The following is a 15,267-nucleotide window of genomic DNA, read 5'->3' on the forward strand; positions in this document are numbered from 1 at the left end:
GAAGGGCGCCGCACAAGGAGGTGCGACATGAATGATCAGCAATTGAGCCTGGATTTCATGGACGATGATGCGCTTTCCGGCTTCCGCCTGCATCGTCTGGAAGTCTTCAACTGGGGCACCTTCGACGGCCGAGTGTGGGTACTCAATCCTGACGGGAAAAACGCCCTTCTTACCGGCGATATTGGCTCGGGAAAATCGACGCTGGTAGATGCCGTCACCACGCTACTGGTGCCGGCTCACCGCATCGCCTACAACAAGGCCGCCGGGGCCGACAGCAAAGAGCGGTCGCTACGCTCCTATGTGCTGGGACATTACAAGTCCGAGCGCAACGAGGTAAGCGGAACCGCCAAGCCTGTGGCGCTACGAGACCACAACAACTATTCGGTGATACTGGGCGTTTTTCATAACGCGGGCTACGACCAAACGGTAACGCTGGCGCAGGTCTTCTGGATGAAAGATGCGCAAAGCCAACCGGCACGCTTCTTTGTTTGCGCGGAACGCGCTATGTCGATTGCGACAGACTTCGCGCAGTTCGGCTCGGACATCGGAGGACTGAGGAAGAAACTGCGAGGCTTAAACGCCGAGCTGTTTGACAGCTTTCCGCCCTACGGCGCCTGGTTCCGCCGCCGTTTCGGCATCGATAATGAACAGGCACTGGAACTGTTTCATCAAACCGTGTCGATGAAATCGGTCGGTAACCTGACCGACTTTGTTCGCAGCCATATGCTCGAACCTTTTGATGTTGCGCTGCGCATCGCGGCCTTGATCGGTCACTTCGATGACCTGAACCGAGCGCATGAGGCGGTGTTAAAGACCAAGCGACAAGTGGAATTGCTCACGCCGCTGGTTACCGACTGCGAACACCATTCGTCTCTTGCGGCGCAAGTCGAAGAACTGCGCACCTGCCGCGAGGCATTGAGACCCTACTTCGCGAATCTGAAACTGGTTTTTCTGGAGAAACGCATCGCCGGCCTTGCCGATGAATGGAGAAAACAGGATGCCCACGTCAAGCGCCTTGAACAGTTCCGTGACGCACAACGAATCGAAGTGGATGAACTCAAGCACAGCATTGTCGATAACGGCGGCGACCGTCTTGAGCGCTTGACGATAGACATTCGCAATAAGGAGCAGGAACGCCAAACGCGTGAACGTAAAGCACAACGTTACACCGACTTGGTGCGCGCTGTCGGCGAAAACCCGCCCGGCGATGAGGCCGGTTTTCTCGGTCAGCATCAGCGTTTTTTGGACCTGGCCGAAACCGCTCGGACACAAGACGACCGGCTGCAAAACGAGCTGACCGAACACGGCGTAAGCTTGCGCCAAGGCATGCAAGAGCACGAAGGCCTGACCGCCGAAATCAACAGCCTGAAAGCCCGGCGCAGCAACATTCCCGCCGAACAGGTAGCCATGCGCGCCGCATTATGCAACGCCCTCAAGTTGCCCGAAGCGGATATGCCATTTACCGGCGAACTGCTGCAGGTGCGTGACGATGAGCGCGACTGGGAAGGCGCAGCCGAACGGCTGTTGCGTAACTTCGGCTTGTCGCTGCTGGTGCCTGATCAACATTACGCTAAAGTCGCTGAGTGGGTCGATAGAACGCGCCTTAAGGGACGCTTGGTCTATTTTCGGATACGCCAAGGCGCTCGCGGCGAATTGCCCAACCTGCACCGGGATTCCCTGGCGCGCAAACTGGCCATCAAACCCGACTCGCTGTTTTACGATTGGCTGGAACGCGAACTGGCACACCGTTTCGACGTGGCCTGCTGCGCGACGCATGAACAATTCCGCCGTGAGGCGCGCGCCATCACGCACGCGGGCCAAATCAAGGCACCCGGCGAACGCCACGAAAAAGACGACCGCCACCGGCTGGATGATCGCAGCCGCTACGTGCTGGGCTGGACCAACGCGGCAAAGATTGCCGCGCTCGAAACCAAAGCAAGGCAGTTGGAGGCAAATCTGGCTGGACTGGGCAGCCGCATCGGCAAAATTCAGGCCGACAGGGACGCGCTCAAGGACCGTCTCGATGCGCTGTCGAAACTCGACGAATACGCCGATTTTCGCGAACTCGACTGGCAGTCCCTTGCCGTGGAAGTGGCTAAATTAACGGACGAGAAACAGAAGCTGGAATCCGCTTCCGACGTGCTCAAGCAACTGACCGAACGGCTGAATGAGGTCATTGCAGCATTGAACAGCGCAGACGCCCAGCTGGAGGATCGCAAGGACTACCGTTCCAAGGCCGAGCAGAAGAAATCCGATGCGGAAACCCTGTATGCCCAAACGCAGGCGGTTATCGATGAACCGGCCTATGCAAGCCACTCTGCATATTTCGAATGGCTTGAAAACATAAGGGCTGAAGCGTTGGGAGAGCATCAACTCACCGTCGAATCCTGCGATAATCGCGAACGCGACATGCGCGACTGGCTGCAAAAGAAAATTGATGGCGAAAACAGGAAACTCAGTAATCTGGGAGAGCGCATCGTCAAAGCGATGACCTCATACAAAGAGGAGTTCAAGCTGGAAACAGCAGAGGTCGATGCCGCTATTGCCGCGGGTTTCGAATACCTCAGCATGCTCGACAAGCTGCAAGCCGACGACCTGCCGCGCTTTGAAGCACGCTTCAAAGAGCTGCTGAACGAGAACACTATCCGCGAGGTAGCAAACTTTAATTCGCAACTGAACCGGGAAAGAGAAACCATCAAAGAACGTATTACCCGCATCAACGAGTCGCTGACCCAGATCGACTATAACACCGGCCGTTATATCGTGCTGGAAGCCCAGCCGACGCCGGATACCGACATCCGCGATTTCCAGACCGATTTGCGCGCCTGCACCGAAGGGGCGTTGACCGGTTCCGACGACAGTCAATATTCCGAGGCCAAGTTCCTTCAGGTCAAACAAATTATCGAACGCTTTCGCGGGCGAGAGGGACAATCCGAACAGGATCGCCGCTGGGCCGCCAAGGTCACCGATGTACGCTACTGGTTCGTATTTGCCGCCAGCGAGCGCTGGCGCGAGGACGACAGCGAGCACGAGCACTATTCCGACTCGGGCGGCAAATCGGGCGGTCAAAAAGAGAAACTGGCCTACACCATCCTGGCCGCGAGCCTGGCCTATCAGTTCGGCCTTGAATGGGGAGCGATGCGTTCCCGCTCTTTCCGTTTCGTGGTGATCGACGAAGCGTTCGGGCGCGGTTCAGACGAGTCCGCTCAATACGGTCTGCGGCTGTTTGAACAACTCAACCTACAACTCCTGATCGTCACGCCCTTGCAGAAAATCCACATCATCGAGCCTTTCGTCTCCAGCGTGGGATTTGTCCACAACGAAGAAGGCTGCGCATCCAAGTTGCGTAATCTGTCGATTGAGGAATACCGCGCCGAGAAAGCGCGGATGTCCTGATGACGCGCGTCAACTGGACCACGCCGACCGATTTGCGCGCCCAGGTGCTCAAGCTGTGGGATCGAGGCGAATTGCCGGCCAGTCTTGTCACCGGCGCACCACTATTCCCGAAGCGTTTGGCGCTTAAATGCCCTACGTCGGCCCAGATGGCCTCCCGCTTTGACGAGGTGCGCGCCTGGATCGGCGAGCTTCGAATGATGTCTCACTGCCGGGTAGAGATGCGCGAGTTCAAACACAGGGTATTCGGCGCAAATACGGTTCCCCAAGAGGCATGGATTGATACCCTGGAAGACGCCTTGGCACTGATTGGTAAGCGACGAGACGTCGCTCGCTTCACTGCATTGATTGATATGACATGCGAGAAGCAACCGTACGCACTGAAGTGGCTGGCCAAAAGGCCAATGCGCGCACTGGAGCTGTCCGACGACTGGAGCCTGCTATTGGAAATCGTTGCTTGGCGGCTGGCTCATCCATGTCCTGACGTGTACCTAAGGCAGATAGATATTCCGGGCGTACACAGCAAGTTTATCGAAGCCCATCGCGCTGTGCTCGCGGAATTACTGGACATCGTCTTACCGAAAGAGGCAATCAATCAGACGACATCCGGCGTAAACCAATTCGCCAAGCGTTACGGGTTTCGCGACAAACCAGAGCGTATCCGCTTTCGCGTTCTTGATGCCGAGCAAGCCTACCGGGTAACCGAGTACAAGACATCACTCTGGATGCCGAGAGCTTTGCCCGGCTTGAACCTAATGTCACGCATGTATTTATCACCGAGAACGAGATCAACTTTTTGGCTTTTCCAGAGATCAAGGACAGCTTGGTCATCTTTGGAGCGGGATACGGGTTCGAGATGTTAAGTAAGGCCGAATGGCTTTCACGCTGCCACATTCATTATTGGGGCGATATTGACACCCACGGCTTCGCTATTCTCGATCAGCTCCGCAGACGGTTCGACCATGTACAGTCGTTCCTGATGGATCGCGCCACCTTGCTGGCATTCGAATCGCAATGGGGTGAGGAAGAGAAACAGGCATTGCGTGATTTGTCCAGACTAAACCCTGCGGAGATGGGACTTTATGATGATTTACGGGACAATCGGATAGGCAAAAATCTGCGTCTTGAGCAAGAAAGAATAGGCTTCGGTTGGATAGAATCCGTGTTATCGGCGCTTATATAACCTCATTCAATAGATGTCAGATACCCACTTATTCACAGTCGACCTCTACGCAAATCGACCCATTTCATGAGATATTTCCACAAATTAATCTTCCTGTTATTGCCTCAAACTAAGCGTAGCACCGGCTTATCGTACTAATGACAAACCCGCTTAGCCGGAAAATGACAACTGAATCGACTGCCCTTGGCCAATTCGCTGGTAATGTTTAGCTTGGCATCGTGCCGCATCAACACATGTTTGACGATAGCCAAGCCTAGCCCGGTACCACCCACTTTCTTGACGCGTTTGACTTCAGATCGGTAAAAGCGTTCGGTAACACGGGGAATATCGGCAGCCGCAATGCCTTCGCCCTGATCCTCAATATCCAACATGATAGTATCGTTGGACCGATACCAGCGCACTTTTACCACGGAATCATCCGGCGAATATTTAAGTGCATTGCCCAGCAGATTGGTAAAGGCACTACGCAACTCCTGCTCTTCACCCATTATATTCACGTCGCTTTCCAGGCTTAATTCGATCCGGGCAGAAGCGGAAGCTTTGCCATGTATCGTCTCTGCCTCCTTGCAAATCTGATCTAATAAAACCGGGACATTAACGCACTCGGTTTTCTTCTGCTGAGTTTCCAGGCGGGTCAACAACAGCAAATCATCAACCAGATGCTGCATGCGCTCAGTCTGCCCCTGCATTTGCTGAAACGAAGTGGTTAATAGCGGCGACTCGCCGTCATCCATGTCCTGCAAGGTTTCCAGATAGCCTTTCAATACGGTCAAAGGTGTTCTGAGTTCATGCGACACATTAGCGACAAAATCCTTACGCATCCTTTCCATTTTTTTCAGCTGGGTAACGTCCTGAGCCAATAACAGCCGCAAGCCCGCGCCATAGGTGATAATTCGAACCGCCAGCGTTATGCGATTGTTTATCGGGGAAGGCAATATGACCGGCTCGTTATAATTTCCGGATTTAAGGTAGCGGATAAATTCAGGGAATCGAATGAGATTGGGAATGCGTTGGCCTTTATCCGATTGCTGCAAGCCGAAAACTTCTCTGGCCGCTTTATTCGCCCACTCAATCTCGTCGTTGGCACCCAAAACGACTGCCGCATCCGGTAACGCTTCGGTGGACTGGCGAAACTGGTCAACCATTTTTCCCAGTTTCTTTTTGCGTTTTTTTTCGTTCTTTTTAATGCGGTAAACATGGTAATAAATTTCTTCCCAAACGCCGGATGTCTTGGGATATTTGGCCCTGCCCCCTGTTCGTATCCATCTTTCAAAGCGATTAATCTGGTACAGTTGGCGCATTAACATGCCCAGTGTCAACACCAGCACCAAGGGCATAAATAACCCGGTCATGCCACCCATTATCGATACGGCTAAAAACAGCAGCAGTCCTATAATGAGTTCTTTTTGCCAGATACCCATATTATTTGGTTACGACCGCATGAACAAATATATCGCCTAAAGCGCCTACTTTGGGCGCTTCTGCAATATTTGCATTGCCTACAGGATGTCGATAAGGGGCGTGAGCACGACTTGCATTGACAGGAAATGATCCATTCATTTCTCTGCGTTCTCCACATCCCTGTGGGTCATGCAGGAGGTACGACCCCACGGATGGGGAAGGTAGAATCGCGTCTGGAACAGCGATCGAGAGCAACGCAGGAGCAGGAGCAGTTGCCGAGAAGCGGAAGCTCTCACCACAACCCTGTGGATCATGTAGAAACGGTTGCTGAATCCGCTATGGAAAACCGGTAGCCAAAGCCGCGCACAGTTTGTACTAGCTCTTCCCGCCCGTATTCCGCCAGAATTTTTCGTAACCTCCGTATATGTACGTCAACGGTTCGTTCTTCAATGTAGACGCTACGTCCCCAGACCTGATCCAGTAATTGGGTGCGATTGAAGACTTTATCGGGATGGGTCATAAAAAACTGCATTAAACGGAATTCGGTCGGACTGACATCCAGTTGTTTATCGCCGATACTGAGCCGGTGCTGTTCGGTATCAAGAACCAGATCGCCTACGGTGATTTGCGCCAAATCGTTTATTTTTCCGCTACGGCGTAAAACTGCGCGGATACGGGCCACCAGTTCTTTGGGTGAAAAGGGTTTGGTCATATAATCGTCGGCGCCGATTTCCAAGCCTTTAACCTTATCTTCTTCCTCGCCTCGCGCGGTCAGTAAAATAATAGGCAGTCCCCGATACATGGGATCTTTTTTTAAGCGTCGGGCCCATTCGACACCGCTGACTCCCGGCAACATCCAGTCCAATAAAATCAAGTCAGGCAAGGCATCATCCAGAACTTTTTGCGCGTCTTCCGCATCCGCTGCCGCAATCGACCTAAAGCCGGCCTGCTCAAGAACCATCACCAACATCTCCCTGATGGCATCTTCATCTTCAACAACGAGAATATTTAAACTAGACATATATCAAATAGCATAATAATAAACGGGATATTTTAACAAACCACATGTTACCCTTTTATGACAATTAGGATTTGCTTATTATATGTTGAAATTGACACTCTCCCTGTAAAAAAGCCGTTAAAATAAATTCCAATACTCAACTATTACGGGTATCATTTGGCCCGCTTATATCTACGTAATAATACTTACCTTATTGATAACCGTAGCTTAATCCGCCAACCTCAGTCGCAGAGCTTCGACCTATCATGATTGCAATTTTACGCCGATATAGCTTCATAACGCTGTTGCTGATGTTCAATTTTTCTGCTTTTGCTGACGCGCCGCCCTTGGAAGCCTTAGCAGACAACGCCAAGACGACCGCCCCAGTATCTAAAATCGATTCCGCGTCTCAAGAAACAACTATCACAAAAAAGTGGCAATTATTGTTGAGTTTCCCGTTACTTGCGGGCTGGAACAAACAGGCCGATGACATTTATAAACCCAGCTTCAGCGCACACAGTAGATCTAACGCGACCAAATATGTGATTGGCATCCATCCCTTGCATAACCCCAAACGGCTGTTTGAAGTTTACGGCCCCATTGTCGATTTTCTTAACGTAAACATACCCGAAGCCAATTTTACCCTGGAAGCATCGCGCAATTATGAGGAGTTTGACAAAAAACTCTACAGCGGACACTTTGATTTTGCAATGCCCAATCCTTATCAAACCGTCAACGCGCTTAAACATGGCTATCGCGTATTTGGCAAGATGGCCGATGACGATGATTTTCGCGGCATTATTCTGGTACGTCGCGATAGCGGCATTAACGCCGTCACCGACCTCAAGGGCAAAGCAGTATCCTATCCTGCCCCGACTGCGCTGGCTGCGACCATGATGCCCCAGTATTATCTGCATACCCACGGCATTGATATTAACCACGACATCGAAAACCGCTACGTCGGTTCCCAGGAATCATCGATCATCAACGTGTTGCGCGGACATGTCGCGGCGGCCGCAACTTGGCCGGTGCCATGGAAAACATTCAGCAAGGAAAATCCCCAACTAGCTAGCCAGCTTGAGGTTAAATGGCAAACCGAGCCGCTACAGAACAACGGCTGGGTGGTGCGTACAGACCTGCCGACGCAGGTAGCAGACAAGTTTGCTACACTGCTGTTTAATCTCGACCAACATCAGCAAGGCCGGAAAATGTTAGCCCGGATTCCGGTTACTCGTTTTGAACCGGCTAATGATGCCAGTTACGAAGCTGTGCAGGCATTTATTGCGGCCTTTATAAAAACAGTGCGGCCTTTAGAATAAATGAATCATCATCGAAGCAAAGCGAAGCGGGCTTTTTTTAGCGGCTCCATTCGGCGTCAATTAGCATGGTCTTTTGGCAGTGTTGCGCTGATCATAATGGTAGGACTTGCCGGCCTTTTATATGACCGACAACGCAATTTTCTTTATAGCGCCGCATTGCAGCAAAGTAAATCGCTCACTATGTCGCTGGCCAGCAGCACATCATGGGTATTAGCTAATGAGACTGAGAAAGAATACAAAACACCAACTTTCCCTATAAATACCCCGGCGTTTTTTAAAAAAATGGTCAGTACTTTAAATTTCATTTGGATTAGTTAGCCCACTATTCCGCATCTTTATAGCCATGCTCCAGTTGGGTTCTAGATTAGCCGCATTACGGAGCATTAGTCGACATTATTCTATGCGCACCCAAGAATAATTGCCTTATTTTCACTGCGTTGGACGCAATAATCCCTTAGGGAATCCATGCCAAGGATATTCAATACGCGCGTAAAGTTATAGCCCAGCACCATTAGGCTGAATTCTCCTTTCGATTTTTCCAATCCTCGCATCAAAAAATGATCCCATCCTGCCCTTCGCTTTAACGTGCCGAAAGGATGCTCAACCAGCGCACCGCGTTGACGCATGATGCCTTTGCTGTTTTGCATGCGGACTTGGCGACGCTCGGCAACTTCCTCATGCTCCCAGCGCATCAGTTGTTTAGCGGCGGCTTTGTCGGTTAAACACTGGCTACGCACCGGGCATTGTTTGCAAGCGGAAACTTTGCTTTTGTATCGGTCGTAGCTTTTGTTATTGATCTGGTGTGGTGTGCCATAGCGAGTGAGCGGCATACCTTGCGGACAGGTATAAATGCCCGTTTCTGCATTAAAATTGAATTGATCCCTGGTGTAGCGGCCTTGCGCCTTAATGCCTTTGGATTTATCGGGAATGGCGACGTAGGCGATGATCTGCTGGTCTTCGCATTGCTTGATTTGGTTGCCTTCGTAATACCCGCTGTCGGCCAATACGGTTAACTTCGTTGATTCCAGTATGTCCTGGGCTTTGTCAATCATGGGCGTGAGTTGTTGGGTGTCATTACCGTCTTGTCACCGCTTCGGCAACAATGAGTTTATGTTTCGCATCAACGGCAATCTGTACGTTGTAGCCGGCAATGGTTTGTCCGCGCTTGCTGAGTAGGCGGGCATCCGGATCAACTGTGGACAGCTGTTTACTGTCATTTTCTTGCAAGCGTTTTTGCAAGGCTTTCTTGATCGCTTGTTTTTCTTTTAGCGCCGTTATTTTCTCGTTCAGTTGCTGGTCTTCAATCAAGCTGCCAAGCCCTGCTTGGTTATCGGCTTCATCCTGAAGGGCAAGTTGTTCCTGATAGGCATTGATTTTTTGTTCCAGTTGCTGAAGTTGCTTTTCCAGTTTGCCTTCGGTGTAGATGCTGTCTTTGCTGGCATCGGCCTTGAAGAAACGGCCATCGATACCCAGCGTTTCACCGCCAAAAAGCTGCAATTCTTTGCACAGCAAAACGAAATCACGGTTCGTGGCTGTTAATGCTTTGCTGTTGTTTTTGCGGAAGTCGGCAATGGTTTTATAGCTGGGGCGAAGGGCTTCCACTAACCGGATAACGTCGAGATTGCGATAGGTTTCACTTTCCAGCCTGCGACTGCTGCGGACTTTGTTGATGTAGCCATAAAGGTACAATTTGAGCAGAGCTTCGGGCGGATAGGCCGGTTGTCCAGCAAGAATAACGCCCGAGGTGTTTTGAAAGCCCTGTTTTGCCAAATCCAATGTGCTTACATAAGCATCAATGGCGCGTACTGGATTTGTTTCTTGTACATAGTCTTCTATGCTGGGCGGCAGTAGGCTGATTTGGTGTCTGTTTGAGACTGCTTTGTAGCGGCGCGGTGTCATTATTTTATATAAAATATTATATTTATCAATCAGATGCATTGTATCACACTTGTGATAAATATTACTTTCACAGTCTCTATCGCTACCAACACCGATTCCCCTTACTTCAAAGGCGGCAAAGTCGACGCTTTCTACGATCGTAAAGATAACGGCGATTTTCAGGTCAACAGCATTTTATGGAGTCCGAGTTTTAAAGGCGGCTACGGCGTGCAAGTCTCTGAAACAGGCGGCCAGGATACCCACTATTTAGGCGGTTTTGTCCGGCTCTTACTGACCCGACCCGAACTTGGCGATTTAATTCTGGGCGCTCAGGAGATTCTTCGCGGCGATGCCAAACAAACCGAAGTGCAAGGCGAATACCGCTTGCCGTCGGGCTTAGGCTTTGGCGGCGGCTTTGTCGACAGAAGCCTCAGCGACCAGGATATTACATTCGCCAAAATTTCCTACCGGAACCAATGGCAGTCCATTAAATACATCGTGTCCACGCAATGGCAGCGCTTTCAGGAACGGGATTACCCCGGCGGCTACCTCGCCTTGTACAACAAACAATTGATGGCGACCTGGGGCAGCGATGGCGAACAATGGCGCGGCACTCTGGGCTATGTGGCACCCGATCAAGGGGCAAGCGAACTGAGACCGGCTCTTGAAGTGTTTTATATGGATAATACCCTAGGCAAAATCAACGGCTCCAAAGATGTGTGGGTAACCGGTAGCCTGGGCTTTCGCAAAGGTTTTTTAGGTCATGAATCCCGACTGGGACGAGGCATGGGACCGACCGGTGTGGAATTCGCCAATCCGATAGGCTACCTGAATCCCAACTTCAACCGTCGTCTGACCGCATGGGAAGTTGGCGATTTTGTCAATTTCCGTTTTATTCACCGAATCCTGCCGAATGGCGCTCACGAACAAACTCTGGAAACCGCCGTTTATCCCGGCCAATTTCTGGGAACCGACAGCCTGATCAACGCCCTATTTATCGGCCTCGGCGTACCAGTCCGAATCCGGGACAAGACGGCATCAGCGGCCTATTGAGTTACCGCAAGCGCATTGATAATATTGAATCGAGCTTTAGGCTGCAACATGATTTCGACCGCGACGACACGTTGCTTTTTTTCAGCTTGATACACTGGTTGTGAGTCAAAAAAACTGTCGCAGCCAACTTTTGCTAAAGCATCACTAGGTATTTTAACTTATTGAAATACGATTAAATACACCTAGAATGACAGATGTTATTTTTCCGTTCGTCAATAACAATACTTTTGCTTCTTTAGACCGTTAATTGCACATACAATTGACCCTTAACCCCCCCCATCAATCTAACCAAGGTGATCCCGATGAAACATCTCTATAAATCAACTGCTGTGCTATTACTATTGCTGCCCATAAGCATGATGAGTTCCGCCGCAGATCCGAAAAAAGCCGATAAGCCAACGCAAGAAATGGGCATGCATCAAGGCATGGGCATGATGGGCGGCATGACCGAAGAACAAAAAACCGAAAAGATGCGCTCCATGCAGGAACATATGCTGCTAATGCATGACCTCTCAAATCAGATCTTGTCAGAGAAAGACGCCACCAAAAAAGAAGCGTTAAAAAATCAGCAATTGGAGCTCATGAAAGGGCACCATGCTCAAATGATGGAGCACCACCAACAAAAGATGGAACAGCATCAACAAAAGAAGCAAGAACTTAAAAAATAACCGGAGTGGAGGCAGTAGTACTTACGTTATAGCCTTCAAGCCAAGGAAAAGCTGATGTGTCCAGCTACTGATTTCCAGGCTTTCTATCTGGGGAACTCAGGCCAAAAGTCGCCTCGCGGGTACCGTCAGAAAATAAAGGAGATGAATTATGGGTATGTTACAAGAATTTAAAGAATTCGCCATCAAGGGCAATGCTATAGATATGGCCGTGGGCATTATTGTCGGCGCCGCATTCGGCAAAATCATTTCATCCCTGGTTGCCGATGTGTTTATGCCGCCGATTGGCGTATTAATCGGCGGCGTAGACTTTAGCAAGCTGGCATATACCCTAAAAGAAGGCGCTGAAAACGCGCCTGCCGTGACGCTTAATTACGGCAATTTTATTCAAAGCATGGTTGATTTTACGATTATTGCCTTCGTTATTTTCATGGCCATAAAATTCCTCAACAGCCTTAAGAAAAAAGAAGCTGCGGCTCCCACAGCAGTTCCAGAACCTTCCAAGAAAGAGCTATTATTGACCGAAATTCGAGATTTACTCAAAGACAGAAAATAATAATTACCTCTGCCGGATGGGGCATGTTGCCCCATCCGGCATGTTGAGTGTAGCCTCGTAGTTCAGGCATCATAAAAACGTTAAGGAATGAAATTACAGCGTTTTCAAATTCAGTTGATGACTAAATATAGGCACGCTGGGAGTGCAAGCTTTGCTTGCCAGAGCAGGCAAAGCCTGCACACCAGCGGCAATATTTTGTTGATGGCTACCAACATTGAAACCGCTGTCAATAACCCATGCCTTTACGCAGGTCGACCGGCCGGTCGACACTACAATTTATCTTAAATTTCCATACTATGAGCAATGCCGTGCAAGGTGCAGATCAGCAATACACCCATAGCAATCAAGCTGATCTGTTGCAACGATGTCTTCATATCGGTCTTTTTATGTAATGACGGGATCAAGTCGGCTACCGCGATATAAATAAAGCTTGAGGCCGCCAACGTCAGGAAATACGGCAAACTATCGTGCAAATCTTCCAACCCGAAATACGCCAACACGCCTCCCAAAACCGTAGTTAGACTGGCGAGCATATTGTAAAAAAGTGCTTTCTTTTTGGAATAACCGCTGTGCAGTAAAATCGCAAAATCGCCTACTTCCTGCGGAATTTCGTGCGCGGCAACGGCCAGACTGGTGACTATGCCCAATTGTACATCGGTCAAAAACGCTGCCGCGATTAAAACCCCATCGACAAAATTATGGATGCCGTCACCCAAAATAATCAATGCGCCTGCCGACTTAGCCGTGCCGTGACTGTGACTATGCTCGTGATCGTGATCGTCTTCATCGCCATGCGCCTCACAACTGCCGGAATGGCAATGCCGCCAAATCAGTAATTTTTCCAACACAAAAAAACCGAGTATGCCCGCTAAAATTGTCCCGGATAAGGCTTGGAATTGCTCAGGTTTAACTTGCTCAAATGCCTCGGGAATTAACCCCCAAAAAGCGACCGCCAATAAGGCGCCAATCGCAAAGCTGATTCCGTGCGGCAACACCGCATTCCTGAGATGATCAGGCAACAACAAGAAAACTGCAGCTGCCATAACGCTTAATACGCCGCCAACCGCGGTAAAGATGATAATTAATAGCAATAAATCCACTAGCTTATGCTCTCCAAATTAGCGTAGCCATACGCCCTGTTTGTTTATCCCTACGATAGGAATAAAAACGTTCCTGTTCGGTGACCGTACAAAAACCGCCGCCGTAAACTTTATCTATACCCAACAGACCCAGATCAATTCGGGCCAGTTGATAAATATCTGCCAGCCACTTGCCGTTACTTTGCGGTTTAAAAGCCGGAATGAATATTGCCGATTTTGCCAAAAAAGCATCCCTGACTTCAGCGCCAACTTCAAAACAGTCCGGGCCGATTGCAGGGCCCAGCCAAACCAGTAAATCGCTCTGTTGCATTGCACTGACAGTATTGCTAATCACGCCTGTCAGCAAGCCGCGCCACCCTGCATGAACGGCTGCTACCTGGCTTCCGTCAGTCGAACACATCAACAACGGCAAACAGTCCGCCGTCATCACCGCACAAACAATTCCGGACTCGGAGGTATAACTGGCATCGGCTTGTTGCAAGGGTTCGGATGTCACCGCCTGCACTGCCCGATGACTGTGGATTTGATCCAGCCAAACCGGATCGCTAGGCAATCCCAACAAGCCCTTAATAATCTGCCGGTTTTGCGTGACAAGATCAGCATCATCGCCCACATGCATGGCCGGATTAAGGCTACTGTATGCGCCGACACTCACCCCGCCGACACGCAAGGTAGTCGCCGCATGAATATTTGCCGGTGCAGGCCAATCAGGGGTCAGCCAGTGCTTAATCCCGCTCATTTTTCGCTAAGGCGTCCAGCAGTCGAGTCATATCATCGGGCAACGGCTGCTCCCACTCGATATATTCATCGGTAACGGGATGCTGTAAACCCAGCTTTGCCGCATGCAAAGCCTGACGCTTGAAACTGCGCAATTCTTTTTCCAGTTGTTCACCGCAATCCGGCGGCATTTGAAACCGACCGCCATAAACCTGATCACCCAGCAGCGGAAAACGGATATACGCCATATGAACCCGGATCTGATGGGTACGACCGGTTTCCAGCTTAACCTGAACCAGCGTATGGCGAGTAAAACGCTGCCCAACCCGGTAATGGGTCACGGCATGCTTGCCGTTCTCCCTCACTGTATAGCGTTTGCGATCCGTAGGATCTCTGCCAATCGGCTCATCCACTGTACCTCCGGCGGTCATACGGCCTCGGGTAATCGCCTGATATTCTCGCGTAATTGTCCTGTCCTGTAGCTGCTGCGTCAGACTGTTATGAGCTTGCAAGGTTTTTGCAATCATCAACAGTCCGGTGGTGTCCTTATCAATTCTGTGCACGATACCGCCTCTGGGCAAAGTTTCCAGATGCGCATCATGATTCAGCAAGGCATTTAATAGCGTACCGTTCCAGTTTCCTACCGCAGGATGTACCACCAAGCCTGCCGGTTTATTGACAATGAGCAGACTGTCATCTTCAAACACAATTTCCAATGGAATGGGCTCCGGTGCGGCGGTTATCACTATTTCCGCCTCGGCATCCAGTTCTATCGTTTCGCCCCCGACCAACTTGTCTTTTGGCTTGAGTGTCAGCCCATTGACCCGCACCCGACCGGCTTTAACCCAAGTTTGCAGTTTGCTGCGTGAATAATCGGTAAATAGTTCAGCCAGCACCTGATCTAAGCGCATACCAGCCATTTCAAATGGCACTTCTTCTTTCAATCTTGTCATCAAGTTCTTCTGATTAACCCATTGTTAAGTTATACTCGCGGGATATTTC

The 15,267-nt window shown here is 50.3% G+C and carries 15 protein-coding genes and 1 pseudogene; 8 read left to right on the plus strand and 8 right to left on the minus strand.

Translation table 11 applies throughout. The features are described 5' to 3' along the window. The first annotated feature begins 27 nt into the window (after positions 1-27). From ABXJ76_RS17185 to ABXJ76_RS17195, 3 genes and pseudogenes are all read left to right on the plus strand, one after another. Entirely contained in the window at positions 28-3,396 is a 3,369-nt protein-coding gene (locus ABXJ76_RS17185) for an ATP-binding protein (protein ID WP_432742294.1), read from the plus strand. Then, positions 3,396-3,902 (plus strand): annotated as a pseudogene (locus tag ABXJ76_RS17190) (DUF3322 domain-containing protein); the annotation flags it as partial. The gene ABXJ76_RS17185 and the pseudogene ABXJ76_RS17190, both read left to right, overlap by 1 nt. A 212-nt stretch (positions 3,903-4,114) precedes the next feature. After that, entirely contained in the window at positions 4,115-4,576 is a 462-nt protein-coding gene (locus tag ABXJ76_RS17195) for a Wadjet anti-phage system protein JetD domain-containing protein (protein WP_432746563.1), read from the plus strand. A gap of 134 nt (positions 4,577-4,710) precedes the next feature. Here ABXJ76_RS17195 and phoR read toward each other — a convergent pair whose 3' ends face one another. The 3 genes from phoR to phoB form a co-directional block, all read right to left on the minus strand. Continuing rightward, positions 4,711-5,997 carry a phosphate regulon sensor histidine kinase PhoR gene (gene phoR, locus ABXJ76_RS17200; protein ID WP_432742296.1) on the minus strand — a complete coding sequence of 429 codons (1,287 nt, stop codon included), beginning with the start codon at positions 5,995-5,997 and terminating at the stop codon, positions 4,711-4,713. Between the two features lies 1 nt (position 5,998). Next, complete coding sequence (locus ABXJ76_RS17205; RefSeq protein ID WP_432742297.1) at positions 5,999-6,136, minus strand: hypothetical protein; 138 nt, start codon at positions 6,134-6,136, stop codon at positions 5,999-6,001. 151 nt (positions 6,137-6,287) lie between these two features. Beyond that, entirely contained in the window at positions 6,288-6,998 is a 711-nt protein-coding gene (phoB, locus tag ABXJ76_RS17210) for a phosphate regulon transcriptional regulator PhoB (RefSeq protein ID WP_432742299.1), read from the minus strand. A 245-nt stretch (positions 6,999-7,243) separates the two neighbouring features. Here phoB and ABXJ76_RS17215 point away from each other — a divergent pair, with 245 nt between their 5' ends. Together ABXJ76_RS17215 and ABXJ76_RS17220 are read left to right on the plus strand one after the other, a co-directional pair. Next, positions 7,244-8,296: a phosphate/phosphite/phosphonate ABC transporter substrate-binding protein gene (locus ABXJ76_RS17215; protein ID WP_432742301.1), complete on the plus strand. Its 1,053-nt coding sequence runs from the start codon at positions 7,244-7,246 to the stop codon at positions 8,294-8,296. Beyond that, on the plus strand, positions 8,297-8,614 hold the full coding sequence (locus ABXJ76_RS17220; protein ID WP_432742303.1) for a hypothetical protein: 318 nt from the start codon (positions 8,297-8,299) through the stop codon (positions 8,612-8,614). It begins immediately after the preceding gene. A gap of 80 nt (positions 8,615-8,694) precedes the next feature. Here ABXJ76_RS17220 and ABXJ76_RS17225 read toward each other — a convergent pair whose 3' ends face one another. Next, positions 8,695-9,348 (minus strand): transposase, encoded by a 654-nt coding sequence (locus ABXJ76_RS17225; protein ID WP_432742305.1) that lies wholly within the window; start codon positions 9,346-9,348, stop codon positions 8,695-8,697. Positions 9,349-9,370: 22 nt separating this feature from the next. After that, the gene (locus ABXJ76_RS17230; RefSeq protein WP_432742307.1) at positions 9,371-10,195 is read right to left on the minus strand and encodes a transposase; all 825 of its coding nucleotides are present in this window, start codon (positions 10,193-10,195) and stop codon (positions 9,371-9,373) included. Between the two features lie 51 nt (positions 10,196-10,246). Between ABXJ76_RS17230 and ABXJ76_RS17235 the strand changes: the two genes are divergently transcribed. The 3 genes from ABXJ76_RS17235 (at position 10,247) to mscL (ending at position 12,448) form a co-directional block, all read left to right on the plus strand. Beyond that, complete coding sequence (locus ABXJ76_RS17235; protein ID WP_432742309.1) at positions 10,247-11,227, plus strand: hypothetical protein; 981 nt, start codon at positions 10,247-10,249, stop codon at positions 11,225-11,227. Between the two features lie 302 nt (positions 11,228-11,529). Then, a complete protein-coding gene (locus ABXJ76_RS17240) occupies positions 11,530-11,895 on the plus strand; it encodes a hypothetical protein (RefSeq protein WP_432742311.1) in 366 nt (121 codons plus the stop codon). 148 nt (positions 11,896-12,043) lie between these two features. Then, positions 12,044-12,448: a large-conductance mechanosensitive channel protein MscL gene (gene mscL, locus ABXJ76_RS17245; RefSeq protein ID WP_432742313.1), complete on the plus strand. Its 405-nt coding sequence runs from the start codon at positions 12,044-12,046 to the stop codon at positions 12,446-12,448. A gap of 281 nt (positions 12,449-12,729) precedes the next feature. On the opposite strand, the gene ABXJ76_RS17250 is transcribed toward mscL, so the two are convergent. From ABXJ76_RS17250 to rluD, 3 genes are read right to left on the minus strand one after another with little or no spacing between them, the layout of a single operon-like run. Further along, entirely contained in the window at positions 12,730-13,548 is an 819-nt protein-coding gene (locus ABXJ76_RS17250; RefSeq protein WP_432742315.1) for a ZIP family metal transporter, read from the minus strand. Positions 13,549-13,552: 4 nt separating this feature from the next. After that, positions 13,553-14,287, minus strand: coding sequence for a peptidoglycan editing factor PgeF (gene pgeF / locus ABXJ76_RS17255; protein ID WP_432742317.1), 735 nt, complete (start codon positions 14,285-14,287; stop codon positions 13,553-13,555). Then, positions 14,274-15,218, minus strand: coding sequence for a 23S rRNA pseudouridine(1911/1915/1917) synthase RluD (gene rluD, locus ABXJ76_RS17260; RefSeq protein WP_432742319.1), 945 nt, complete (start codon positions 15,216-15,218; stop codon positions 14,274-14,276). Before rluD ends, pgeF begins: the two co-directional genes overlap by 14 nt. Between the last annotated feature and the right edge of the window lie 49 nt (positions 15,219-15,267).

Source organism: Methylobacter arcticus, assembly GCF_050917435.1.
In the GTDB taxonomy this organism is placed as follows: Bacteria; Pseudomonadota; Gammaproteobacteria; order Methylococcales; family Methylomonadaceae; genus Methylobacter_A; species Methylobacter_A titanis.